This is a genomic window from Streptomyces sp. NPDC029014, assembly GCF_055564695.1.
In genome coordinates this window covers 58,744-81,737 of the sequence record NZ_JBVHVT010000029.1, presented here as the reverse complement: position 1 = coordinate 81,737, position 22,994 = coordinate 58,744, and the positions used below count along the sequence as shown (strand labels likewise).

The window sequence follows — 22,994 nt, the reverse complement described above, 5'->3', positions numbered from 1 at the left end:
GCCGCCCGAAAGGACTTCTGACCAGCAATGGCCGACGAAACCACCCCCACCGCCGAGAACGCCGCGGAGGAGCAGCAGATGCGCATCGAGCCCGTCGGGCTCGAGACGGAGATGCAGCGCTCCTACCTCGACTACGCGATGTCCGTCATCGTGTCCCGTGCGCTGCCCGACGTGCGCGACGGCCTCAAGCCCGTCCACCGTCGCGTGCTGTACGCGATGTACGACGGCGGCTACCGGCCCGAGAAGGGCTTCTACAAGTGCGCCCGCGTCGTCGGCGACGTCATGGGCACGTACCACCCGCACGGTGACTCCTCGATCTACGACGCCCTGGTCCGCCTGGCCCAGCCGTGGTCGATGCGCATGCCGCTGGTGGACTCCAACGGCAACTTCGGCTCCCCGGGCAACGACCCGGCCGCCGCCATGCGCTACACCGAGTGCAAGATGGCGCCGCTGTCGATGGAGATGGTCCGCGACATCGACGAGGAGACCGTCGACTTCACGGACAACTACGACGGCCGCAACCAGGAGCCGACGGTCCTGCCGGCGCGCTTCCCGAACCTGCTGGTCAACGGCTCCGCCGGCATCGCCGTCGGCATGGCGACCAACATCCCGCCGCACAACCTGCGCGAGGTCGCCGAGGGCGCCCAGTGGTACCTGGCCAACCCGGAGGCCCCGCACGAGGAGCTGCTCGACGCGCTCATCGACCGCATCAAGGGCCCGGACTTCCCGACCGGCGCCCTGGTCGTGGGCCGCAAGGGCATCGAGGAGGCGTACCGCACCGGCCGCGGCTCCATCACGATGCGCGCCGTGGTCGAGGTCGAGGAGATCCAGAACCGCCAGTGCCTGGTGGTCACGGAGCTCCCGTACCAGGTGAACCCGGACAACCTCGCGCAGAAGATCGCCGACCTGGTGAAGGACGGCAGGATCGGCGGCATCGCCGACGTCCGCGACGAGACCTCCTCGCGCACCGGCCAGCGCCTGGTGATCGTGCTCAAGCGCGACGCCGTCGCCAAGGTCGTGCTCAACAACCTGTACAAGCACACCGATCTGCAGACCAACTTCGGTGCGAACATGCTGGCGCTGGTCGACGGCGTGCCGCGCACGCTGTCGCTCGACGCGTTCATCCGCCACTGGGTGCACCACCAGATCGAGGTCATCGTCCGGCGGACGAAGTTCCGCCTGCGCAAGGCCGAGGAGCGCGCCCACATCCTGCGCGGCCTGCTCAAGGCGCTGGACGCGATCGACGAGGTCATCGCCCTCATCCGGCGCAGCGAGACGGTCGAGGTCGCCCGTGACGGCCTGATGGGCCTGCTGGAGATCGACGAGATCCAGGCCAACGCCATCCTCGAGATGCAGCTGCGCCGCCTGGCGGCCCTGGAGCGGCAGAAGATCGTCGCCGAGCACGACGAGCTCCAGGCGAAGATCAACGAGTACAACGCGATCCTGGCCTCGCCGGAGAAGCAGCGCGCGATCGTCAGCGAGGAACTGGCGGCGATCGTCGACAAGTTCGGCGACGACCGCCGGTCGAAGCTGGTGCCGTTCGACGGCGACATGTCCATCGAGGACCTGATCGCCGAAGAGGACATCGTCGTCACGATCACCCGCGGCGGCTACGTCAAGCGCACCAAGACCGACGACTACCGCTCCCAGCGGCGCGGCGGCAAGGGCGTGCGCGGGACGAAGCTGAAGGAAGACGACATCGTCGACCACTTCTTCGTCTCGACCACGCACCACTGGCTGCTGTTCTTCACCAACAAGGGCCGGGTCTACCGGGCCAAGGCGTACGAGCTGCCCGACGCCGGACGCGACGCCCGCGGTCAGCACGTGGCCAACCTGCTGGCCTTCCAGCCGGACGAGCAGATCGCCGAGATCCTCGCGATCCGCGACTACGAGGCGGCCCCGTACCTGATCCTGGCCACCAAGGCGGGCCTGGTGAAGAAGACGGCGCTCAAGGACTACGACTCGCCCCGGTCGGGCGGCGTCATCGCCATCAACCTGCGCGAGCGGGAGGACGGCAGTGACGACGAGCTGATCGGCGCCGAGCTGGTGTCCGCCGAGGACGACCTGCTGCTGATCAGCAAGAAGGCGCAGTCGATCCGCTTCACCGCGACCGACGAGGCGCTGCGTCCGATGGGCCGTGCGACCTCCGGCGTGAAGGGCATGAGCTTCCGCGAGGGCGACGAGCTGCTGTCCATGAGCGTGGTCCGGCCCGGTACGTTCGTCTTCACCGCGACCGACGGCGGCTACGCCAAGCGGACGCCGGTCGACGAGTACCGCGTCCAGGGCCGTGGCGGCCTGGGCATCAAGGCCGCCAAGATCGTGGAGGACCGCGGTTCGCTCGTCGGCGCGCTCGTGGTCGACGATTCGGACGAGATCCTCGCCATCACGCTCGGCGGTGGTGTGATCCGTACGCGAGTCAACGAAGTCAGGGAGACCGGCCGTGACACCATGGGCGTACAGCTGATCAACCTGGGCAAGCGCGATGCCGTGGTAGGTATCGCTCGTAACGCCGAGGCCGGTCAGGAAGCTGACGAGGTCGAGGAGACCGAGGCAGCCGAAGGACAGGCCGCCGATGCCGCCGAGGGCGCGGAGCCCTCGGCCGGGGAGCACGAGGAGTAAGTCGTGAGTGGAGCCACGGGCGCCGGACCGGCCAAGACCGAGGAGGACGGTGCCCGTGGCCCCGCCGCGGACTCCGAGGGCGTGACCGCCGCAGGCGCCTCCGAGGGCAAGGGAACGGGGACGGCCGTGACGGACACGCGAGGGCAGGAGTCGAAGTCCAAGGCCAAGCAGGCGAAGCCGGCCGCGGAACAGCCGTACCAGCCGCCGCAGGCGTACGCGGCGCCCTCGGGCCCCGGCACGTCCCGGGGCGCCGGGGACCCCGCCGCGCAGCGCAAGCCGCGCACAGGGGCCCGTGTGACGCCCAGGACGCGCAAGGCGCGGCTGCGGGTGGCCAAGGCCGATCCGTGGTCGGTGATGAAGGTCAGCTTCCTGCTGTCCATCGCACTGGGCGTCTGCACCATCGTGGCGGCGGCCGTGCTGTGGATGGTCATGGACGCCATGGGTGTCTTCTCCACCGTCGGCAGCACCATCAGCGAGGCGACCGGTTCGAGCGAGAGCACGGGCTTCGACCTCCAGGCGTTCCTGTCGCTCCCGCGGGTGCTGACCTTCACCTCGGTGATCGCCGTGATCGACGTCGTACTGGCGACGGCGCTGGCGACGCTGGGCGCGTTCATCTACAACCTGTCGGCGGGCTTCGTCGGCGGTGTGGAGCTCACGCTGGCAGAGGACGAGTGACCGTCGGATGACCTGCGGGGAAGCCCCCGCGGATCGGATTTTGGCGGGACCGTGTCTGTGCGCTAATCTTCAGGAGTCAGCGCGCAGCGCGGAGGGGCTATAGCTCAGTTGGTTAGAGCGCATCCCTGATAAGGATGAGGCCACAGGTTCAAATCCTGTTAGCCCCACAGTGTGGAAGACCCCCAGGCCGGACGGCCCGGGGGTCTTCTTCGTTGGGCCGCCGGGGGCTTCCCAGGTCACCGAACGGTATCGATCGGTGTGTATTGTTGGCCGCCAGAAGTACCCAACGACGACGAAAGACGAGGTCGCGCGGTGAAGAAGCTGCTCCTGGTCGCACTGGCCGCCATCGGCGGTCTCCTCGTGTACCGCCAGATCCAGGCGGACCGCGCCGAGCAGGACCTGTGGACGGAGGCTACCGACTCCGTGCCCTCCGGTTCGGGCGTGTGAGACCCCAAGGCTGATCCATGAAGCCCCGGCTGCCACTGCGGCCGGGGCTTCATGCTGTTCCGTTTCGTAAATATTTGCGTTGCTTGAGCAAAACCGGGGGTGGGTTGTGATGGGGCGGGTGCGGACGGCGGCTCCGGTGGCGGCGGTGGCAGCCGCCCTGGGGCTGGTGGCGGCCCTGCCGGGGGTCGGGTACGCGGCCGTGGAGCCGTTGCCGTCGTACCGGCCGGCACCGGGCGCGCAGAAGGTGCAGGGAGCCGCGAGCACGGCCGACGCACCGCAGGTGGAGCCCGGCCGGGTCTACGCGGACGCCCTGGCCCCCGGCGAGCGCTTCTACCGGCTCAACCTGGACGACAGGTCCACCGTGTACGTCTCCGCCGTCCTGCAGCCCTCCCCCGGCGCGAAGATCGACTCCGGCAGCGACGGCGTCGAGGTCAGCGTCATGACCACCGCAGGGCGGGACTGCCCGGGCAGCCCCGGCCGGACGACCTTCGGGTACGGCAGCGGGGCGCGGCCCATCGGTGCTGCGGGCGGGCGCCTGCTGAAGGAGGACGCCGACTGCCAGCAGGCCGGCGTGTACTACGTGAAGGTCACCCGGGAGGCCGCCAAGGGCTCCGACCGGACGCCGTGGCCGGTGGAGCTGAAGGTGTCCCGCGAGCCCGGCCTGAAGACCGGCAGCGCACCCCTGGCCGCGCCCAGCTCTTGGCCGTCCGCCCCGCCGGTGCCACCGGGCAGCCAGGCGGTGCCGCGGGAGGGCGGCACCGGCTTCAACGACGCCCGCGCCCTGGGCGCCGGGGTGTGGCGCGACGGGCTGAGGCCGGGGCAGACGCGGTTCTACCGGGTGCCCGTGGACTGGGGGCAGCAGCTGGCGGTGAGCGCGGAGCTGGCGGCGGCGAAGCGGACCAAGGAGTACGCGTCGGCCTCCAAGGGGCTGATGGTCAGCGTGTACACCCCGTACCGCGGCCTGCTGGAGGACGAGGACGGCAGCTACGACGGCAAGCAGGCGGGCCTGACGCTGCCGCCGACGGCGCCGGTCGCCTACGAGAACCGCTTCGCGTCCGACAGCGCCCTGCGCTCGGCGCGGGTGGCCGGCTGGTACTACGTGGCGGTCACGTTGGGCGAGAAGGTCGCCGAGTTCACCGAGGACGCCACCCCGGTGCCGCTGACGCTGCGGTTGAACGTGGAGAACCGGGCCGTGCCCGCACCCCCGTACACGGAGAGCCCGGCCGCGCAGGGGTTCGCCGTGCAGGAGGACGACCGTACGGCCGCCCGGGACGGGCTGACGGAGCCGGAGGCGCTCGCGGCCGCCGACCGGCGCCGGACGATGGGCGTGGTCGCCGCCGGCGGCTTCGGAGCCGGGACGGTGCTGCTGCTCGTCCTCGGCGGCTGGCTGCTGCTGGCCCGGCGCGGCCGGGGCGCTCGGAGCGCCTGAGCGGCGGTCGTCAGAGCTGGGTGAGGGCCCAGGCGCCCACCGCGAAGCACAGCAGTGCGGCGGCCAGGAGGGCCGCTGCGGCCGTCCGGGACGGCGGGGCGATGCCGCCGGTACGGGCGGGGGCCCGGGCCTCGTCCTCGGCCTGGCCCCGGGCCGGCGGGTACGGGGCGGTGGTGGGCTCGGGCGGGGCCAGGTGGAAGCTGCCCGTCGTCGGGGCCGCGGCGGTGGCAGCCCGAGCCGGGTCGGGGCCGGGGACGGTCGCCGGGCCGGGGCCGGGGACGGGCGCCGTGGCCGCCGCGGTCGCCGTGTGCCGCGGGTCGGTACGGGCGGGCTCCGCCGTCGTGGCCGTCACCGCGGCCGCCGGCGCGGGCGCGGGAGGCGCGGGCAGCGTCGTCCGCGTCGGCACCGCGGAGGCCCTCGGATCTTCGGCGGACCCTGCTGTGGACCCTGCTGTGGGCCCGGCTGCGGGCCCGGGCGGAGCGGCCGGCGAGGCGGGCCCGGACGGTGTCGAGGCGGGGCTCTGCGGCCCCTGCGGGCCGAAGCCGGGTGGCAGGGGGCCGAGTTGGTCGAAGACCTCCACCGGTTCCGCGTCGGGAGGGGGCGTCGGGAGCAGCTCCACGGCCCCGGCAAGGGCCTTGCGTGCCCCTGTGGCGGTTTTGAAGCGGCTCTGGGGGTCCGGCTGCAGGAGGTTCGCGATCACGTCCCAGAGGGGCGCAGGGACGCCCTCGGGGGCGTCCGGGATCCCGTGCGCGAGGAACCGCTCCACCAGCGCCGCGGAATCGGGCTTGCGGCCCTGGAGCAGGTAGAGGGCGACCAGTCCGGCGGCGAACAGGTCGGCGGGGAAGTCCGGCTCTGCTCCGCGCAGTTGCTCGGGAGCGAAATAGCCGGGCGTGCCCACCACGTAGTCGGTCTCGGTCAGGCGCGGTTCGCCCTTGCGCATCGAGATGCCGAAGTCGGACAGCCGCAGGTGCGGCCGTCCGGTTCCCGTGGCCTCCAACAGGATGTTGGCCGGCTTGATGTCGCGGTGGACGACGCCTTCCGCGTGCACCGCCGCCAGCCCCGACAGGAGCTGGTCGAGCAGGGTGCAGACGAACCGCGGCGGCAGCGGGCCGTAGTCCCCGATCACGTGGGCGAGGGACCCGCCGGAGACGAGGTCCATGGTGAACAGGACCTTGTCGTCGTCCGCCGCCCAGCTGGCCGGGGCCAGCACGTGCGGGTGGTCGATGCGCAGGGCCTGCTCGCGGACGAACCGCAGCAGCATGTGGGCGTCGCCCTGCTGGAGCACCTTCGCGGCCACGTACCGGCGGCGGCGCTGGTCCCAGGCGCGCCACACCGCGCCCGCCCCGCCGCGCCCGATCGGGTCGATCAGTTCGTACCGGCCGGCGAAGACCTCACCCATGGCTGCGTCCGTCCCCCGTTGTCCTCGTCCGCCGTACGTGCGCCGTACGTGTGCCGTACGTGTGCCGGTGCCGTGCGCGCCGGTGCCGTGCGCGTCAGTTCTGGTGGGCCTCGTAGTGGGCCACCGCGTCGGCGGTGCGGCCCGCCCCGTACACCTTGAGGAACTCCGCGAGCTCCGGGTGGGTGGGAGCGAGGCTGTTCGCCGCGTCGATGATGTCACCGGCCGCGGAGACCGAGCGCAGCAGCGACTGGATCTCGCGGACGACGCGCTTGACGGTCGGGGCGCCGGAACCGGTGCTGGTCTGACCGCTGTTGCTGAGGACGGAGCCCCCCTGGGTCCGCTTGATCTCGTCCATCCGGTCGGTGGCCTCGGCGGCGCTGACGCTGCCGTCCGCCACCTGGCTCGCGAGGTCCTGCAGCGCCTGGACGCGCTGGACCACGGCCGGGTTTCCGATCTTGGCGCGCTGGCCGCTCATCAGCTGCGAGAGCATGGGGGCCGAGAGCCCGAGGACGGCAGCGAGGCGGGCCTGGTTCAGGCCGAGGTCGTCTATGAGCCGGCGGAACAGCGCGCCGAGGGGCTCCCCGTACCAACTGCGCTGAAGTTCTCTGGCTCTGGCTGTAGCCTCTTGTTGTACTGCGTCCACGCGTCCTACTCCCCTTCGCTGGTGCGAACCTCGCGAGCATCTTACGGAGAGTGGTCGCACGGTGGGAGTCCCCATCATTTTGCGGGATGAGGGGGAGAACCCGGTACTCTGTTCTGCGGAACGACCACTCCTTCGCGGGAGGTGGCCGCGTCCTCCCTTTCGGGGCTTTAGCTCAGTTGGTAGAGCGCTGCCTTTGCAAGGCAGATGTCAGGAGTTCGAGTCTCCTAAGCTCCACTTTTCAACCCCTTCTGACCTGCGGAAACGCAGATCGGGAGGGGTTTTGTCATGCTGTCTTCGGCAATGTTTCACGTGAAACGGCGCGCGCAAGGGGCCTCCCGGTCCCCCGGACGGGCCCGCCGCAGGGCCGGGCGGCGCCTCCTGGCGGACAGTGGGGACAGGCACCGAGCCCGGGGCACGAGACTGATCCGGAGGCGCACAGACATGGGACTCTTCGACTTCCTCAGGTCCGACAAGAAGAAACAGGCCGCCGCCGAGAAGGCGGTCGCCAGCGCGCCCGCCGACTACGCGACGACCTACGCCGACGCGGTCGCGGCCACCAGGGAGGCTGCCGAGCGCATGGCAGCCGCGGCCCCGCCGAAGCCCGCCCCCGCGCCTCCGAGGGTCGCCCGGGCCCCGCAGAAGCCCGCCGCGGCCTCCCACCCGGCGCACACCCCCACGCCCGCGTCCGCCGCGCACAAGGCGGTCCCCGCGGCTCCCGAGCCGACGGCCGGGACGGCCGCCGTGAAGCGCACGTACACCGTCCGGGCCGGGGACTCGCTGACCTCGATCGCCCTGCGGGAGCTGGGCAACGAGGGCCGCTGGCGCGAGCTCTACGCCATGAACCGGGGTGTCATCGGGGCCAACCCTCACCTGATCCACCCCGGACAGGTGCTCACCCTGCCCGGCCGACCCCCTGGTTGACCTCCCGTCAGGCGGTAGAACGCGTGGGGCCGGATCCCTCGGATCCGGCCCCACGCGTCATTTTCCCGGCGGCTACTCCTCGCCCGCCTCGCGCTCCTTCGCGGCCAGTTCGTCGTCGAACGTCGCCTGGGCCTCGTCGCGCGACGACAGCTCGGTGGCCGCGGGCGGCTCGACCAGCCAGTCGGGGTTGGACTGCTGGTCCCACCAGCGCCAGGCCAGGTACGCGGCGCCGGCCAGTACGCCGGCCAGGACCACGCCCTTGAGCACCCGGTTGCGGCGCTGGAGCCGTTCGTGGTGCTTGACGAGCTTCTTCACCTCCTGGGCCGTCATCTGGCCGCGCAGCGCCGCCAGGGCGGCCACGCCGACCGCGGCCGAGCGCAGTGCGGCCTCCTCGGCGACCGGCCGGCCGGCCGCGATGGCGCTCTCCAGCTTCGGCTGCGTGTAGTCGGCGGCCTGCCGGGCCACCCGCCGGGTCTGGTGCACCGCCTGCGTCGCGGCCCGGTCGACGTTCGGCGGCACATGGGCACGCGCGGCGATCATCCGGGGATGCAGATGGGCGTCGTACGCCGTACGCGCCTGACGCGAGGCCTGTTGGGCGGCCTGCGAGACCATCGGGCTCAGCCGCTCGTTCGCCTCGTGCGCGTACTGCACCGCCGCGTCCTTGGCGGATTCTGCGTACGGCGCCACCAGCTCCGCTGCGTGCCTCATCGTGTCCCGGGCGCTGTCGGCGACCAGGCGCACGCTGTCGTTGCGGGTCACGGGATCCTCCTCCTCGGTGGCGGACACAGTTCACCTTTCCACCCTTTGTCGGATCATGCCTGGCTTGGGGCCGGGCGGCATGCGCGACAGGGCATCCGGGTGGGGGATTTCTGTGGCGTACGGCCCTCCGTGGGAGGATCTGGGATCGACAGTGCTGACTATGGAAGGCAGATCCGTGGCCGAGAAGCTCTACGCCACCCTGAAGACCAACCACGGCGACATCGAGATCGAGCTTCTGGAGAACTTCGCTCCGAAGACCGTCCGGAACTTCGTGGAGCTCGCCACGGGCGCCCGTGAGTGGACCCGTCCCACCGACGGTCAGAAGACCACGGACGCGCTCTACGACGGCACCGTCTTCCACCGCGTGATCAGCGGCTTCATGATCCAGGGCGGCGACCCCCTCGGCAACGGCACCGGCGGTCCCGGCTACCAGTTCGCCGACGAGTTCCACCCGGACCTGGCCTTCACCAAGCCGTACCTGCTCGCCATGGCCAACGCGGGCCCGGGTACCAACGGCTGCCAGTTCTTCATCACCGTCGCCCCCACCGCCTGGCTCACCCGCAAGCACACGATCTTCGGCGAGGTCACCGACAAGGCCAGCCGGACCGTCGTGGACACGATCGCCGGCCTGCCGACGAACCCGCGCACCGAGCGCCCGCTGGACGACGTGATCATCAAGTCCGTCTCCGTCGAGCGGCGCTGACCGGGCGGCTCGGGCCGGCCCCGGGAACCTTCCGCCCCGCCCGTCCGTCCTGAGGGCATACCGGACCGGCGGGATGCACCGCCGTCCCGCTGCCGAGCCGTCCTGCCGCTGACCGAGGGAACCGATGGACACCGACCGTCTGCCGGGCTGCTACCGCCACCCGGACCGCGACACGGGAATCCGCTGTACCCGCTGCGAGCGCCCCATCTGCCCCGAGTGCATGATCAGTGCCTCGGTCGGCTTCCAGTGCCCCGAGTGCGTCCGCGAGGGCTCCGGGACCGGCCACCGGCCGGCCGCGAACGCTCCGCGCACCCTCGCGGGCGGGACCGTGGCCGCCGACCCGCACCTGGTCACCAAGGTCCTCATCGGGATCAACGTGGCGGTCTTCCTGGCCGGCCTGCTCTTCCCTCCGCTCGTGGTGCAGCTGGAGCTGCTCGGCCGGTACGTCGAGTACCTCGGCGGCCCCGTCGAGGGCGTCTCCACCGGCCAGTACCACCGGCTGCTGACCTCGGTGTTCCTGCACGCGGAGTGGTGGCACATCGCGGGGAACATGCTGGCCCTGTGGGTGATCGGAGGCCCGCTGGAAGCGGCGCTGGGCCGGATCCGCTACCTCGCCGTCTACGTGCTGTCCGGGCTGGGCGCGAGCGCCTTCGTGTACCTGCTGACCGCGCCGAACACCCCGACGCTCGGTGCCTCCGGGGCCGTCTTCGGGCTGCTCGGGGCCACCGTCGTGCTGGCGCGCCGGCTGCGCTACGAGATGCGCCCGGTCATCACCATGGTCGTGCTCATGCTGGTGCTGACCTTCGTGCCGTTCGGCGGCTCGCTGTCGGTGTCCTGGCAGGCCCATGTCGGCGGGCTGCTGACCGGTCTGCTGCTCGGGCTGGCCATGTTGGCCCCGGGGACCGGGGGAAAGCGGGCCTTCGTCCAATGGGGGACGTGCGCGTTGGTGTTCCTGCTGGCAGCAGGCCTGGTACTGGCCCGTACGGCCGAACTCACCTGATCACACCGGCGTCAACGCTCCACAGAGTTATCCACAGATGGTCTGTCTTTTCCTCAGGTGTGGATGACGCTGTGGATAACTCATGGGGAGAGCTTGCGGGGCGGCGGCACCCTGTGCCTACCGCCCCGCACCAGCCCGCGAGCCGCCTACTTCCACTGAGTGGAAACGCCGAATCCCGCCGCAATGAACCCGAATCCGACTACAATGTTCCAATTTCCGATGGACTCGATCGGAAGCTGGGTCTCGCTCACATAAAACACGACAATCCAGGCCAGGCCGATCAGGAAGAGTGCCAGCATGACCGGAGCGACCCAGCTGCGGTTGGTCAGCTTGATCTGCTGCACCTTCGTCGGCGGCGGCGTGTAGTCGTCCTTCTTGCGGATACGTGACTTCGGCACGAGGGGCTTCTCCTGTCGATGCGCTGGGGACCTGCCTGCCCCGGGCGTCCGTTAGCGTAGTGGACCTGTGGCGTTGAAGGAGAAGGGTACGTTGAGCAATTCCGACGACTCCTCCGCGGGTACCCGCCGGCGGTTCCGGGCGGTCCGGCTGCTCACCGCCGCCGTCTTCGCCCTGGCGGGCCTGATCTTCATCACCAGCTTCAACACGTCCAAGGGTACGAACATCCGGACGGACGCCTCGCTGCTCAAGCTCTCGGACCTGATCCACGAGCGCAGCCAGAACAACGCGGAACTGGAACAGACCACCGCCGCCCTCCGCAGCCGGGTCGACGCCCTCGCCGACCGCGACGACGGCAGCACCAAGGCCGAGGACGCCAAGCTGGCCGCCCTGCGCACCGCCTCCGGCACCGAAGCCCTCTCCGGCAAGGGCCTGACCGTCACCCTCAACGACGCCCCGCCCGGCGCCACGGCCCGCATCCCCAACGTGCCCGAGCCGCAGCCCAACGACCTCGTGATCCACCAGCAGGACCTCCAGGCCGTCGTGAACGCCCTGTGGCAGGGCGGCGCCCAGGGCATCCAGGTCATGGACCAGCGGCTGATCTCCACCAGCGCGGTGCGCTGCGTGGGCAACACGCTGATCCTCCAGGGCCGGGTCTACTCGCCCCCGTACAAGGTGACGGCGGTCGGCGACCCGGGCGCGTTGCGCAAGGCCCTGGCGTCCTCCCCGGCCCTGCAGAACTACCAGATGTACGTGACGGCGTACGGGCTCGGCTGGAAGGTGGACGAGCACAAGGAGCTGACGCTGCCCGGATACTCCGGCACGGTGGACCTCCACTACGCGAGGCCGGTCGAGAGCTCCTCCGCGACAAGCACCCCCTGACGCCGGGCCGCGGGCTTTAGTCTGTGTGCGTACCGCCCCCGCGGTGCGTGAGCGAAAGGGACGCGGACGGCATGTACGGCTGGATCTGGCGGCATCTGCCGGGCAACGCGTGGGTACGCGCGCTGATCTCCCTCGTACTGGTCCTCGCGGTGGTCTTCGTGCTGTTCCAGTACGTCTTCCCGTGGGCCGAGCCGCTCCTTCCGTTCAACGATGTGACGGTGGACGAGGGATCGGGAGCGACTCCGTGAGCGCGCGCATTCTGGTTGTCGACAACTACGACAGCTTTGTCTTCAACCTGGTCCAGTACCTGTACCAGCTCGGCGCGGAGTGCGAGGTGCTGCGCAACGACGAGGTGGAGCTCTCCCACGCGCAGGACGGCTTCGACGGCGTCCTGCTCTCGCCTGGTCCCGGCACCCCGGAGGAGGCCGGCGTCTGCGTCGACATGGTCCGCCACTGCGCCGCCACCGGCGTCCCGGTCTTCGGTGTCTGCCTCGGCATGCAGTCGATGGCGGTCGCCTACGGCGGCGTCGTGGACCGCGCCCCGGAGCTGCTGCACGGCAAGACCTCCCCGGTGGTCCACGACGGGCTCGGCGTCTTCGAGGGGCTGCCGTCGCCGTTCACCGCGACCCGCTATCACTCCCTCGCCGCCGAGCCGCAGACCCTCCCGGACGTCCTGGAGGTCACCGCGCGCACCGAGGACGGGATCATCATGGGGCTGCGGCACCGGGAGCACGACGTGGAGGGCGTGCAGTTCCATCCCGAGTCGGTGCTGACCGAGCACGGCCACCGGATGCTCGCGAACTGGCTGGTGCGCTGCGGGGACGAGGGTGCCGTCGAGCGCTCGGCGGGGCTGGCCCCGGTGGTGGGCAAGGCCGTCGCGTGACCTCGCTCGCGCCGTCCGCGCCCCCCGAGGGCCGGGCCGCGCGGCGCAGGGCCGCCCAGCAGGCCGGGAAACGCGCGCGGCGGCGCGGCGGTGGGCGGCGGCGCAAGCGGCCGGCCTCGGGCGGGCCGCTCGTCGTCGTGAGCCGGACGCTCGGGGAGCTGTGCATCACGTTGGGCGTGGTGATGCTGCTCTTCGTGGCCTACCAGCTCTGGTACACGAACGTGCTCGCCCAGCGCACCGCCGACGGGGCCGCGGGCTCGTTGCGCCAGACCTGGCAGCAGGCCCCCGGGGGCGCCGCCGCCCCGCCGCCGGCGGCCTTCGAACCGGGCCAGGGCTTCGCGATCCTGCACATCCCGAAGCTGGACGTGAAGGTGCCGGTCGCGGAGGGCGTGAGCAAGCCCAAGGTGCTCGACCGGGGCATGGTCGGGCACTACGGGGACGGCGCCCTGAAGAGCGCGATGCCCGCGGACAAGCAGGGCAACTTCGCGCTGGCGGGACACCGCAACACCCATGGCGAACCGTTCCGCTTCATCAACCGGCTGGAGCCCGGCGACCCGATCGTGGTCGAGACCCGCGACGCGTACTACACGTACGAGATGACCTCGGTCCTGCCGCAGACACCGCCGACGAACGTGGCCGTGCTCAAACCCGTACCGGAGGGCTCCGGCTTCACCGCCCCGGGCCGGTACATCACGCTGACGACCTGCACCCCGGAGTTCACCAGCACCTACCGCATGATCGTATGGGGCAGGATGGTGGACGAACGCCCGCGCGGCCAGGGCGCTCCGCCCGCGCTGGCCGCCCGGTAGGCCGGCGGCAGCTCGCCGCCCCCGCTCGAAGGACGAACCGCCGTGTCCCGTACCGCGCCGCCCCGCCGCAGCAATGTGCTCGCGGCGTTCCTGAGCCTGCTCGGCGAGTTCCTGATCACGGCCGGCCTGGTGCTCGGCCTGTTCGTGGCGTACTCGCTGTGGTGGACGAACGTCCTCGCGGACCGGCAGGCCTCGGCACGCGGCGACGAGATCCGCCGCCAGTGGCAGGGCGCGACCCCGACGGCGGGGACGCCCGCGCAGCCCGGCGCCCTGGACACCCAGGGCGGTGTGGGCTTCCTGCACGTGCCCGCGATGAAGAACGGCGAGGTGCTGGTCAAGCGGGGCACGGCGCCGGAGGTCCTCAACGACGGCGTGGCCGGCTACTACACGGACCCGGTGAAGGCGGCGCTGCCCTGGGAGAAGACGGGGAACTTCTCGCTGGCGGCGCACCGCGACGGGCACGGCGCGAAGTTCCACGCCATCGACAAGGTGAAGAAGGGCGACGCGGTCGTCTTCGAGACCCGCGACACCTGGTACGTGTACAAGGTCTTCGCCGAGCTGCGCCAGACCTCCAAGTACGACGTCGACGTGATCGCGCCCGTCCCGAAGGGGTCGGGGCGGACGGCGCCGGGCCGCTACATCACGCTGACCACCTGCACGCCGGTGTACACCTCCAAGTACCGGTACGTCGTGTGGGGCGAGCTGGTCCGTACGGAGAAGGTCGACGCGAAGCGGACACCGCCGGCCGAACTGCGCTGAGCACACGGCCGAGAACACGGAGGAGGCCCGGCCGCCCCTCCCCGTCGGGAAGGGCGGCCGGGCCTCCTGCGTCGTACGTCGTGCGGGTCAGCGGCCGCCCAGGCCGCCGAACAACCCGGTGTTCTGGCCGCCCTGCGGGTTGCCGTTGCCGCCGAACGTCTGCACGTTCACGACCGTGCCCTGGGGGACCGGGGTGCCCGCGTTCGGGTCGGTCCTCACGACGATCGCGTTGTCGTCCGAGGGGCCCGACAGGATCTGGCCGAAGGTCAGTCCCCGGGCTGCGAGTTCCTGCTTGGCCTGCCCGACGGTCCGTCCGGTGAGGTTCGGGACCTGTGTCTGCTGTGCTCCTTTTGAGATCGACACGTTCACCGTCGTGCCTGGGGCCAGCTGCTCGCCCGGCTGGTACTGCTGCTGGACGATCGTCTTCGGCGGGGCGCCGGGGGAGTCGACCTCGGTGGTGCTGCCCAGTTTCAGCTTGGCGTCGGACAACGCCTTGGCGGCCTGCTCCTTGGTCTTGCCGAGGAGGTCCGGCATCGCGGACTTGGCGGGCTCCTTGGCGACGGTCAGCGTGACCGTCGAGCCCTTCTGGGCCTGGCCGTTCTTCGGGCTCTGGTCCAGGACGGTGCCGGGGGTGCGGTCGGAGTCCTGGGTCTTCTTCTCGACCTGGAACCCCTTGTCCTTGAGCGCCTTCTCCGCTTCCTCGAAGCTGATGTTGACGACGTTGGGGACGGCCACCGGCGGGGCGCCCGAGGAGACCGTCAGCTTGACGGTGGAGCCGTGCTCGGCCCGGGTGTCGGGCGCGGGGTCCTGCTTGCAGACGTTGCCCTTGGGCTGGTTGTCGCAGGTCTCGTCGGCCGCTCTCTCGACCTTGAGGCCCACGTTGTCGGCGTTCTTCTGCGCCTGCTCGAAGGTCTCGCCGATCAGCTTGGGCACGAGGGGCCGGTTGTCGGCGCCGCCGTTGAACAGCGAGCGGCCGATGAGGATGGCGCCGACCAGGACGAGGACGCCGGCCGTGACGAGCAGGATCGTCGAGGCCTTGCTCTTCTTCTGGTTCTGGCGGCGGCCGTGGCCCTGGTCGTACCCGCCGGGGCCCTGGTCCCCGTACCCGTAGCCGCCCTCGCCCGGGGTCGGCGGGAGCATGGAGGTCTGGCCGGCCTCGGCGGGGCGCAGGGCGGCGGTGGGCTGGTCGTAGCCCTGGTGTCCGTAGCCGTTGCCCGGTTCGGGGTAGCCGTAGCCGGCGGCGCCCATGGCGGCGGTCGCGGCGACGGGCTGGCCCTCCAGGCAGGCCTCGATGTCGGCGCGCATCTCGTCGGCCGACTGGTAGCGGTAGTCGGGGTCCTTGACCAGCGCCTTGAGGACGATCGCGTCCATCTCGGGCGTGATCTCGGGGTCGAAGTTCGACGGCGGCTGGGGCTCTTCCCGCACGTGCTGGTAGGCGACGGCCACGGGGGAGTCGCCGATGAACGGCGGGCGGACGCAGAGCAGTTCGTAGAGCAGGCAGCCCGCGGAGTACAGGTCGGAGCGGGCGTCGACCTGCTCGCCCTTGGCCTGCTCAGGGGAGAGGTACTGGGCGGTGCCGATGACGGCCGCGGTCTGCGTCATGGTCATGCCGGAGTCGCCCATGGCGCGGGCGATGCCGAAGTCCATGACCTTGACCTGGCCGGTCCGGGTCAGCATGACGTTGGCGGGCTTGATGTCGCGGTGGACGATGCCGGCGCGGTGGGAGTACTCCAGGGCCTGGAGGATGCCGATGCACATCTCCAGGGTGCGCTCGGGCAGCAGTTTGCGGCCGGAGTGCAGCAGCTCGCGCAGGGTGGAGCCGTCGACGTACTCCATCACGATGTACGGGATGGAGATGTTGTCGACGTAGTCCTCGCCGGTGTCGTAGACCGCGACGATCGCCGGGTGGTTGAGCGACGCGGCCGACTGGGCCTCGCGGCGGAACCGGGCCTGGAACGACGGGTCGCGGGCGAGATCGGCGCGCAGGGTCTTGACGGCGACGGTACGGCCGAGCCGGGTGTCGTGGGCGAGGTACACCTCGGCCATGCCACCGCGGCCGAGCACGTGGCTCAGCTCGTACCGGCCGCCGAGGCGACGCGGCTCTTCCATAACGTTCCAGCCCTCTCCGTCAGTCCCGACCGCACCCGTGTGTGGTCCGGCGGTGTGCTGTCCGCGCAAAGGCTACCGGCCGATCGTCGGTGATCGGTTCGTGACCACAGCCTGATACCGGACCGGTACCGTACGCTCGGTTCCGGGCGGGATCAGTGCCCCAGGTCACTCCGTGCAGGTCCTTCACGGGTCATCCCGTCGTTCCATTGTCCGCGCCGCCCGTCAGCTCTTGCTGCTGAGCACGGCCTGCATGACGGCCTTGGCGACCGGGGCGGCGAGGCCGCCACCGCTGATGTCGTCGCGGCTGGCCTCGCTGTCCTCGATGACGACGGCCACGGCGACCGGGCTGGTTCCGTCGGCGGCCTTGGCGTAGGAGATGAACCAGGCGTACGGGCGCTTGGCGTTCTTCTCGCCGTGCTGGGCGGTACCGGTCTTGCCGCCGACCGTCGCGCCCTTGATCTTCGCGTTCGTTCCGGTGCCCGCCTCGACGACGTTGACCATCATCTGCTGGATCTTCTGCGCGTTGGCGGCGGAGAGGGGCCGGCTCATCTCCTGCGGCTCGTGCTTCTCGATGACGTCCAGGTTGGGCGCGGTGAGCTGGTCGACCATGTACGGCTTCATCAGCTTGCCGTCGTTGGCGATCGCGGCGGTGACCATGGCCATCTGGAGCGGGGTGGCCGCGGTGTTGAACTGGCCGATGGCGCTCTGGGCGTTGCCGTCCTTGCCCATGGTCTTGTCGTAGATGCTCGCGAACGCGCGGACCGGGGTGTCGATCTTGTCGTTGTTGAAGCCGAACTTCTGGGCCGTCTCGACCATCTTGTCGCGGCCGACCTTGTCGCCGAGCATCGCGAAGACCGAGTTGCAGGAGACCTTCAGCGCGTCGTTCAGGCTGGCCTTCTCGCAGCCCTTGGCGTGGTTGACCATCGGGGTCTTCGTGCCGGGCAGGAAGTACGGCTCCGGGGTGTCGGTCGGCGCGTCGATGTTGGTGACGACACCGTTCTCCAGGGCCGCGGCCGCGGTGACCACCTTGAAGGTGGAGCCGGGCGGGTAGGTCTCGCGCAGCGCGCGGTTGACGAGCTTCTTGTCCTCGCTGTCCTTGAGCTCGACCCAGGCCTTCTCGTCGGTCTTGGAGTTGCCGGCGAAGGCGGACGGGTCGAACGAGGGCTTGCTCACCAGGGCCAGGATGGCGCCGGTGCGCGGGTCGATGGCCGCGACCGCGCCCGTCTTGTCCCCGAGCGAGTCGAACGCGGCCTTCTGCACGTCCGGCATGAGCGTGGTGACGACGTTGCCGCCGGCCTTCTTGTCGCCGGTGAACATGCCGATGGTGCGGTCGAAGAACAGCCGGTCGTCGTTGCCGGTGAGGATCTTGTCCTCAAGGGACTCGAGCTGCGTGGAGCCGAACGCCTGCGACGCGTAGCCGGTCACCGGGGCCCACATCGGGCCCTCGACGTAGGTCCGCTTGTACTTGTAGTCGCTGCCGTCGGTCGCGACGGAGCCGGTGATGGACTGCCCGCCCTTGACGATGATGTTGCCGCGCTGGGTGGCGTACTGGGCGATCTGGACCCGTCGGTTCTCCTTGCGGGTGCTCAGCTCCTCGGCGTGGACGTACTGCAGCCAGTTCGTCCGGATCAGCAGGGCGAGGATGAGCAGTCCGCAGAAGAGCGAGATGCGGCGCAGGGGCTTGTTCATGACGGACGGACCACCTGGGTCATCTCGGAGTCGGGGGACGGCGCGGGGGCCGGCGCGGGACGGCGGGCGGTGTCGCTGATCCGGATGAGGATGCCGACCAGGACCCAGTTGGCGAGCACGGAGGAACCGCCGTACGCCAGGAAGGGCATGGTCATGCCGGTGAGGGGGATGAGGCCCATGACGCCGCCGGCGACGACGAAGATCTGCAGCGAGAAGGCGCCGGAGAGCCCGATGGCGAAGAGCTTGCCGAAGGGGTCCCGGGCGGCGAGCGCGGTGCGCACGCCCCGTTCGATGATCAGGCCGTAGAGCAGCAGGAAGGCCATGACACCGGCCAGGCCGAGCTCCTCGCCGACGGTGGAGAAGATGAAGTCGGAGTTGGCGGCGAAGCCGATGAGGTCCGAGTTGCCCTGGCCCCAGCCGGCACCGAGGACGCCGCCGGAACCGAAGCTCATGATCGACTGGCCGACCTGCTCGCAGGCACCGGACTTGGAGTAGCAGCCGAAGGGGTCGAGCCAGGCGTTGACACGTGCCTGCACGTGGCTGGCGAACGTGCCGACGACGACGGCGCCGCCGACGCTCATGAGCAGGCCGATCACGATCCAGCTGGTGCGCTCGGTGGCGACGTACAGCATGATCACGAACATGCCGAAGAACAGCAGCGAGGTGCCGAGGTCGTTCTCGAAGATGAGGACGAGCAGGCTCATCGCCCAGATCATCAGGATCGGGCCGAGGTCGCGGCCGCGTGGCAGGTAGAGGCCCATGAAGCGGCGGCTGGCCAGGGCCAGGGCGTCGCGCTTCACCATCAGGTAGCCGGCGAAGAAGATCGCGATGACGATCTTCGCGAACTCGCCGGGCTGGATCGAGAAGCCGCCGACGCTGATCCAGATCTTGGCGCCGAAGACGTCCGCGCCCAGACCCGGGATGACCGGCAGGACCAGCAGGACCAGCGCGCCCGCCATCGAGATGTACGTGAACCGCTGCAGGGTGCGGTGGTCCTTCAGGAGCAGCAGCACGGCTGCGAACATGGCGATGGCCACCGCGGTGTACATCATCTGGCGCGGCGCGGACTCGGAGAAGGCGCCGAAGCTGCGCTTGGCGAGGTTCTGCAGGCGCTCGGACTGGTCCAGCCGCCAGACCAGCACGCAGCCGAGCCCGTTCAGGAGGGTCGCGATCGGCAGCAGCAGCGGGTCGGCGTACTTGGCGTAGCGGCGCACGACGACGTGGGCGATGCCCGCGAGCACGGCGAGGCCGCCGCCGTAGACGAGCATGCCGGGGGGCAGCTCGCCGTGGATCGCGAGCCCCACGTTGGCGTAGGCGAAGATCGAGATGACCACGGCGAAGACGAGCAGAATCAGCTCGGTGTTCCGCCTGCTCGGCAGCTCGATGGCGCCGATGGTGGTCGTGTTGGTGACAACGCTCATGGTGTGGTGGGCCCCCTGTGCCCGCGTATGACTACTGCTTCCCGCACAGGCCCACCAGCTGCTGCTCTGCCGGAGTCAGGCTGCCGGGGCCCGGTGTCTGGTTGTTCTGCTCCGCGGTGCGGCGCTCCTCGTCCTTCTTACACGCGGAAACCTGCACTCCGAGTTCATCGATCTTCTGGCGGGCCCCGTCGAGGCTGGTCTCGCTGATGGTCGCCTCGACCTGCTTGCGCTTGAAGGGCGGAAGGTACTTCAGTTCGATGTCGGAGCGGTCCGTCTCCACCTTGGAGAGTTCCAGCGGGCCCAGCTTCTGGCTGATGCCGCGGAAGAGCGCGACGTGGTCGCCCTTGACGCCGACGTAGTACTGGGTCTGCGTCCAGCGGTGGGCGGCGTACAGGCCGCCGCCGACGACTCCGGCCACGATCAGCAGGATCAGCGTGCGGGCGGTCCACTTGCGCCCTTTGCTGCGGCGCCGGCGGGGGTTGTCGTACGCGTCCTCGAAGCGGGCCTCGTCGTCGTACGGCTCGGGGTCGCCGAAGCTGCCGTACGCGCCGCCCTGGCCGTGGCTCTGGTCGGGGTAGCCGTAGCCGGGGGCGTCGCCGCTGCCGGGCGGGCCGAAGGCGCCGGCGGGCGGCGGGACCTGGCGGCCCAGGCCCGCGGCGCGGCCCGCCGGGGTCTGCATGGCGCCGCCGTCGAAGAGCTGGTGCTGGTTCTCGGCGACCGCGCCGACGACGACCGGGGTGTCGTTCAGCTGGGCGGCGAGGGTGTCCCCGCTGTCGGTGTCGAGGACGTCGGCGACGATGCAGGTGATGTTGTCCGGTCCGCCGCCGCGCAGGGCGAGCTGGATCAGGGACTGCACCGTCTCGTGCGGGCCGTGGTAGTCGGCGAGGGTCTCTTCCAGGGTCTGGTGGGAGACGACGCCCGACAGGCCGTCGGAGCAGATCAGGTAGCGGTCTCCGACGCGGACCTCGCGGACGGACAGGTCCGGCTCGACCGTGTCGCCGCTGCCCAGGGCGCGCATCAGCAGGGAGCGCTGAGGGTGGGTGGTGGCTTCCTCTTCGGTGATGCGGCCCTCGTCGACGAGGCGCTGCACCCACGTGTGGTCCTGGGTGATCTGCGTCAGGACCCCGTCGCGCAGCAGGTAGGCGCGGGAGTCGCCGACGTGCACCAGACCGAGCCGCTGGCCGGTCCACAGCAGGGCGGTGAGGGTGGTGCCCATGCCCTCGAGCTGGGCGTCCTCCTCGACCATGACGCGCAGCTGCTCGTTGGCGCGCTGCACGGCCGTGCCGAGCGCGGTCAGGATGTCGGAGCCCGGGACGTCGTCGTCGAGCTGCACGAGCGAGGAGATCACCTCGGAGCTGGCGACCTCGCCTGCAGCCTGGCCGCCCATGCCGTCGGCGACCGCGAGGAGACGGGGGCCGGCGTAGCCGGAGTCCTCGTTGCCCTCGCGGATCATGCCCTTGTGTGATCCGGCGGCGAACCGCAGGGACAGACTCATGTGCACCTGCCCTGTCGACGCTTCCTCGGGGTACAACCGGTCTCGAGCCACACTGCCCACCCTCCGGTCGGGAGCGCGCTCGGGTCCGCGTCCTGCACGGGACGGACTGCCGCGGCTCGCTCGCTCCGCTCGCTCATTCTCGTACTACTTCCGCAGCTCGATGACGGTCTTGCCGATGCGGATCGGGGCGCCCGGCGGAATGGGCGTCGGGGTGGTCAGCCGGGTCCGGTCGAGATACGTGCCGTTCGTGGACCCGAGATCCTCGACGATCCACTGGCCGTCCCGGTCGGGGTAGATCCTGGCATGCCGGCTGGAGGCGTAGTCGTCGTCCAGCACGATCGTGGAGTCGTGGGCGCGGCCCAGGGTGATCGTCTGGCCGGCGAGGGCCACCGTGGTTCCCGTCAGGGTCCCCTCGGAGACGACGAGCTTGGTGGGCGCCCCGCGCCGCTGGCGCTGCTGCGGGGGCGCGGCGGCCTGGCGGCCGGCTTGCTGCGGCGCCGCCCCGCCGCTGCCCCGGCGCGAGCCGCGCTGGGTGACGCGCGTACCGAAGAGGTCGCTGCGGATGACCTGAACGGCCACGATGACGAACAGCCACAGAACGGCCAGGAAACCCAGCCGCATGACCGTCAGGGTCAGCTCTGACATTGCCCCCGCTTCACCCTTCGGCTTGCCGGTAAATGATGGTGGTACTGCCCACGACGATCCGCGAGCCGTCGCGGAGCGTAGCGCGGGTGGTGTGCTGCCCGTCCACCACGATGCCGTTGGTGGACCCGAGATCCTGGATCGTCGAGGGCGCTCCGGTCCGGATCTCACAGTGCCGGCGGGATACGCCGGGGTCGTCGATCCGCACGTCGGCCTCGGTGCTCCGGCCGAGTACGAGGGTGGGGCGGGAAATCTGGTGCCGGGTGCCGTTGATCTCGATCCAGTGGCGCTTGGCGGCGCCGCCCGGCGGCACGGGGCCCGGTCCGCCCGCACTCGGCCTGCGGCCCGGTGCGCCGCCCGGAGGCGGCCCGGCCGGCATCGGCGGCGCGGCGACCGGCGGGTAGCCGTAGCCGCCGCCCTGCTGGTTCTGGGGCGCCTGCGGCTGGGAGGTGCTCCCGGCCAGGGTACGGCTGCGGACGCGGTAGAGGCCGGTGTCGAGGTCCTCGGCCTTCTCCAGGTGGACCTTGATCGGTCCCATGAAGCTGTAGCGCTGCTGCTTGGCGTAGTCGCGGACGAGGCCCGCGAGCTCGTCGCCGAGCTGCCCCGAGTACGGGCTGAGGCGCTCGTAGTCGCCCGCGCTCAGCTCCACGATGAAGTCGTTGGGGACGACCGTCCGCTCACGGTTCCAGATCGTGGCGTTGTTGTCGCACTCCCGCTGGAGGGCTCCGGCGATCTCGACGGGCTGGACCTCGGACTTGAAGACCTTGGCGAAGGTGCCGTTCACCAGACCTTCGAGTCGCTGCTCGAACCGCTTCAGAACTCCCATGGGGCACCTCCTCCGTCATTGTCGCCCTGTACTGCTTACTGATCGTATCCACGCGTGGCGGATTCGGGTGGTTCCCCCTGGGTCCCGTCCGGACGAGTGTTGGTCCTCACAAGGGATCGTAGGGGTGCGCAAGGGACAGTGTCCCGCACCGGGAGTGCTGTGCGGGAGGGGCGATCGCGGCGGGATCGGGGGGCCCGGGGAAAGCGATGTGAATCCACCCCCGATGACGTGCTAATGTTTCGTTCGTCGCCAGGGGGACGGACCGAAAGGGAAGATCCACTGGGACGCTGCTCGGGCGAGTGGCGGAACGGCAGACGCGCTGGCTTCAGGTGCCAGTGTCCTTCGGGACGTGGGGGTTCAAATCCCCCCTCGCCCACAGATGGAACCCCCGCTTCGGAGAAATCCGAAGCGGGGGTTCTTCGTTGTGCCCGGACCGGATCCGACGCCGGGCCAACTTCCGTGCCGGGTCGGCGACTTTCGTCGCGCCG

At 70.5% G+C, this 22,994-nt stretch carries 21 protein-coding genes, 3 tRNA genes and 1 pseudogene; 15 read left to right on the top strand and 10 right to left on the bottom strand.

Annotation, left to right across the window (positions count from 1 at the left end):
• Positions 1 to 27: 27 nt before the first annotated feature.
• The 5 genes from gyrA (at position 28) to ACZ4VL_RS18030 (ending at position 5,170) form a co-directional block, all read left to right on the top strand.
• A complete protein-coding gene (gyrA, locus tag ACZ4VL_RS18050) occupies positions 28 to 2,619 on the top strand; it encodes a DNA gyrase subunit A (RefSeq protein WP_468200602.1) in 2,592 nt (863 codons plus the stop codon).
• 3 nt (positions 2,620 to 2,622) lie between these two features.
• The gene (locus ACZ4VL_RS18045; RefSeq protein WP_468200599.1) at positions 2,623 to 3,294 is read left to right on the top strand and encodes a DUF3566 domain-containing protein; all 672 of its coding nucleotides are present in this window, start codon (positions 2,623 to 2,625) and stop codon (positions 3,292 to 3,294) included.
• 93 nt (positions 3,295 to 3,387) lie between these two features.
• Positions 3,388 to 3,461 (top strand) — tRNA-Ile (locus tag ACZ4VL_RS18040).
• A gap of 145 nt (positions 3,462 to 3,606) precedes the next feature.
• Positions 3,607 to 3,741 (top strand): DLW-39 family protein, encoded by a 135-nt coding sequence (locus tag ACZ4VL_RS18035; RefSeq protein ID WP_208809277.1) that lies wholly within the window; start codon positions 3,607 to 3,609, stop codon positions 3,739 to 3,741.
• Between the two features lie 145 nt (positions 3,742 to 3,886).
• Positions 3,887 to 5,170 carry a hypothetical protein gene (locus ACZ4VL_RS18030; protein WP_468200597.1) on the top strand — a complete coding sequence of 428 codons (1,284 nt, stop codon included), beginning with the start codon at positions 3,887 to 3,889 and terminating at the stop codon, positions 5,168 to 5,170.
• A 10-nt stretch (positions 5,171 to 5,180) separates the two neighbouring features.
• Here the strand turns inward: ACZ4VL_RS18030 and ACZ4VL_RS18025 are convergent, their stop codons facing one another.
• Positions 5,181 to 6,569, bottom strand: a complete 1,389-nt coding sequence (locus ACZ4VL_RS18025) for a serine/threonine-protein kinase (RefSeq protein WP_468200594.1) — start codon at positions 6,567 to 6,569, stop codon at positions 5,181 to 5,183.
• A gap of 94 nt (positions 6,570 to 6,663) precedes the next feature.
• A complete protein-coding gene (locus ACZ4VL_RS18020; RefSeq protein WP_361093032.1) occupies positions 6,664 to 7,212 on the bottom strand; it encodes a helix-turn-helix domain-containing protein in 549 nt (182 codons plus the stop codon).
• A gap of 161 nt (positions 7,213 to 7,373) precedes the next feature.
• Between ACZ4VL_RS18020 and ACZ4VL_RS18015 the strand changes: the two genes are divergently transcribed.
• Both ACZ4VL_RS18015 and ACZ4VL_RS18010 read left to right on the top strand, forming a co-directional pair.
• Positions 7,374 to 7,446 (top strand) — tRNA-Ala (locus tag ACZ4VL_RS18015).
• A 207-nt stretch (positions 7,447 to 7,653) separates the two neighbouring features.
• The gene (locus ACZ4VL_RS18010) at positions 7,654 to 8,133 is read left to right on the top strand and encodes a LysM peptidoglycan-binding domain-containing protein (protein WP_468200592.1); all 480 of its coding nucleotides are present in this window, start codon (positions 7,654 to 7,656) and stop codon (positions 8,131 to 8,133) included.
• Between the two features lie 72 nt (positions 8,134 to 8,205).
• Here the strand turns inward: ACZ4VL_RS18010 and ACZ4VL_RS18005 are convergent, their stop codons facing one another.
• Positions 8,206 to 8,892, bottom strand: a complete 687-nt coding sequence (locus tag ACZ4VL_RS18005) for a DUF5324 family protein (protein ID WP_468200589.1) — start codon at positions 8,890 to 8,892, stop codon at positions 8,206 to 8,208.
• Between the two features lie 175 nt (positions 8,893 to 9,067).
• Between ACZ4VL_RS18005 and ACZ4VL_RS18000 the strand changes: the two genes are divergently transcribed.
• Both ACZ4VL_RS18000 and ACZ4VL_RS17995 read left to right on the top strand, forming a co-directional pair.
• The gene (locus tag ACZ4VL_RS18000; protein WP_468200638.1) at positions 9,068 to 9,595 is read left to right on the top strand and encodes a peptidylprolyl isomerase; all 528 of its coding nucleotides are present in this window, start codon (positions 9,068 to 9,070) and stop codon (positions 9,593 to 9,595) included.
• 124 nt (positions 9,596 to 9,719) lie between these two features.
• Complete coding sequence (locus tag ACZ4VL_RS17995; protein ID WP_468200587.1) at positions 9,720 to 10,595, top strand: rhomboid family intramembrane serine protease; 876 nt, start codon at positions 9,720 to 9,722, stop codon at positions 10,593 to 10,595.
• Positions 10,596 to 10,741: 146 nt separating this feature from the next.
• On the opposite strand, the gene crgA is transcribed toward ACZ4VL_RS17995, so the two are convergent.
• On the bottom strand, positions 10,742 to 10,993 hold the full coding sequence (gene crgA / locus ACZ4VL_RS17990) for a cell division protein CrgA (protein ID WP_468200584.1): 252 nt from the start codon (positions 10,991 to 10,993) through the stop codon (positions 10,742 to 10,744).
• 91 nt (positions 10,994 to 11,084) lie between these two features.
• Between crgA and ACZ4VL_RS17985 the strand changes: the two genes are divergently transcribed.
• The 5 genes and pseudogenes from ACZ4VL_RS17985 to ACZ4VL_RS17965 all read left to right on the top strand — a co-directional run bounded on the left by ACZ4VL_RS17985 (position 11,085) and on the right by ACZ4VL_RS17965 (position 14,324).
• Entirely contained in the window at positions 11,085 to 11,873 is a 789-nt protein-coding gene (locus ACZ4VL_RS17985) for a DUF881 domain-containing protein (protein ID WP_468200582.1), read from the top strand.
• Positions 11,874 to 11,920: 47 nt separating this feature from the next.
• Entirely contained in the window at positions 11,921 to 12,121 is a 201-nt protein-coding gene (locus ACZ4VL_RS17980; RefSeq protein ID WP_179171779.1) for a hypothetical protein, read from the top strand.
• The gene (locus tag ACZ4VL_RS17975) at positions 12,118 to 12,756 is read left to right on the top strand and encodes an aminodeoxychorismate/anthranilate synthase component II (protein WP_361093013.1); all 639 of its coding nucleotides are present in this window, start codon (positions 12,118 to 12,120) and stop codon (positions 12,754 to 12,756) included. The genes ACZ4VL_RS17980 and ACZ4VL_RS17975 overlap by 4 nt, the downstream gene beginning before the upstream one ends.
• An 8-nt stretch (positions 12,757 to 12,764) precedes the next feature.
• Positions 12,765 to 13,565, top strand: a pseudogene (locus ACZ4VL_RS17970) (class E sortase); the annotation flags it as partial.
• Positions 13,566 to 13,607: 42 nt separating this feature from the next.
• The gene (locus ACZ4VL_RS17965; RefSeq protein WP_468200581.1) at positions 13,608 to 14,324 is read left to right on the top strand and encodes a class E sortase; all 717 of its coding nucleotides are present in this window, start codon (positions 13,608 to 13,610) and stop codon (positions 14,322 to 14,324) included.
• An 87-nt stretch (positions 14,325 to 14,411) separates the two neighbouring features.
• Here ACZ4VL_RS17965 and pknB read toward each other — a convergent pair whose 3' ends face one another.
• The 6 genes from pknB to ACZ4VL_RS17935 all read right to left on the bottom strand — a co-directional run bounded on the left by pknB (position 14,412) and on the right by ACZ4VL_RS17935 (position 22,506).
• Positions 14,412 to 16,433, bottom strand: a complete 2,022-nt coding sequence (pknB, locus tag ACZ4VL_RS17960) for a Stk1 family PASTA domain-containing Ser/Thr kinase (protein ID WP_468200579.1) — start codon at positions 16,431 to 16,433, stop codon at positions 14,412 to 14,414.
• 222 nt (positions 16,434 to 16,655) lie between these two features.
• Positions 16,656 to 18,122 carry a peptidoglycan D,D-transpeptidase FtsI family protein gene (locus ACZ4VL_RS17955; RefSeq protein ID WP_468200578.1) on the bottom strand — a complete coding sequence of 489 codons (1,467 nt, stop codon included), beginning with the start codon at positions 18,120 to 18,122 and terminating at the stop codon, positions 16,656 to 16,658.
• Positions 18,119 to 19,543 carry an FtsW/RodA/SpoVE family cell cycle protein gene (locus tag ACZ4VL_RS17950; protein WP_468200576.1) on the bottom strand — a complete coding sequence of 475 codons (1,425 nt, stop codon included), beginning with the start codon at positions 19,541 to 19,543 and terminating at the stop codon, positions 18,119 to 18,121. Before ACZ4VL_RS17950 ends, ACZ4VL_RS17955 begins: the two co-directional genes overlap by 4 nt.
• Before the next feature lie 31 nt (positions 19,544 to 19,574).
• On the bottom strand, positions 19,575 to 21,038 hold the full coding sequence (locus ACZ4VL_RS17945) for a PP2C family protein-serine/threonine phosphatase (protein ID WP_468200574.1): 1,464 nt from the start codon (positions 21,036 to 21,038) through the stop codon (positions 19,575 to 19,577).
• A gap of 144 nt (positions 21,039 to 21,182) precedes the next feature.
• Entirely contained in the window at positions 21,183 to 21,683 is a 501-nt protein-coding gene (locus ACZ4VL_RS17940; RefSeq protein ID WP_361092995.1) for an FHA domain-containing protein FhaB/FipA, read from the bottom strand.
• Between the two features lie 10 nt (positions 21,684 to 21,693).
• On the bottom strand, positions 21,694 to 22,506 hold the full coding sequence (locus tag ACZ4VL_RS17935) for an FhaA domain-containing protein (RefSeq protein WP_468200572.1): 813 nt from the start codon (positions 22,504 to 22,506) through the stop codon (positions 21,694 to 21,696).
• A 293-nt stretch (positions 22,507 to 22,799) separates the two neighbouring features.
• On the opposite strand from ACZ4VL_RS17935, the gene ACZ4VL_RS17930 reads away from it, so the two are divergent.
• Positions 22,800 to 22,882 (top strand) — tRNA-Leu (locus ACZ4VL_RS17930).
• Positions 22,883 to 22,994: the final 112 nt, after the last annotated feature.

Bases quoted from the DNA above. Each gene is read 5' to 3' on its own strand.
- gyrA (WP_468200602.1), top strand. From the start codon at position 28: ATGGCCGACGAAACCACCCCCACCGCCGAGAACGCCGCGGAGGAGCAG.
- ACZ4VL_RS18025 (WP_468200594.1), bottom strand. From the start codon at position 6,569: ATGGGTGAGGTCTTCGCCGGCCGGTACGAACTGATCGACCCGATCGGG.
- ACZ4VL_RS18010 (WP_468200592.1), top strand. From the start codon at position 7,654: ATGGGACTCTTCGACTTCCTCAGGTCCGACAAGAAGAAACAGGCCGCC.
- ACZ4VL_RS17995 (WP_468200587.1), top strand. From the start codon at position 9,720: ATGGACACCGACCGTCTGCCGGGCTGCTACCGCCACCCGGACCGCGAC.
- pknB (WP_468200579.1), bottom strand. From the start codon at position 16,433: ATGGAAGAGCCGCGTCGCCTCGGCGGCCGGTACGAGCTGAGCCACGTG.
- ACZ4VL_RS17955 (WP_468200578.1), bottom strand. From the start codon at position 18,122: ATGAACAAGCCCCTGCGCCGCATCTCGCTCTTCTGCGGACTGCTCATC.
- ACZ4VL_RS17950 (WP_468200576.1), bottom strand. From the start codon at position 19,543: ATGAGCGTTGTCACCAACACGACCACCATCGGCGCCATCGAGCTGCCG.
- ACZ4VL_RS17945 (WP_468200574.1), bottom strand. From the start codon at position 21,038: ATGAGTCTGTCCCTGCGGTTCGCCGCCGGATCACACAAGGGCATGATC.
- ACZ4VL_RS17940 (WP_361092995.1), bottom strand. From the start codon at position 21,683: ATGTCAGAGCTGACCCTGACGGTCATGCGGCTGGGTTTCCTGGCCGTT.
- ACZ4VL_RS17935 (WP_468200572.1), bottom strand. From the start codon at position 22,506: ATGGGAGTTCTGAAGCGGTTCGAGCAGCGACTCGAAGGTCTGGTGAAC.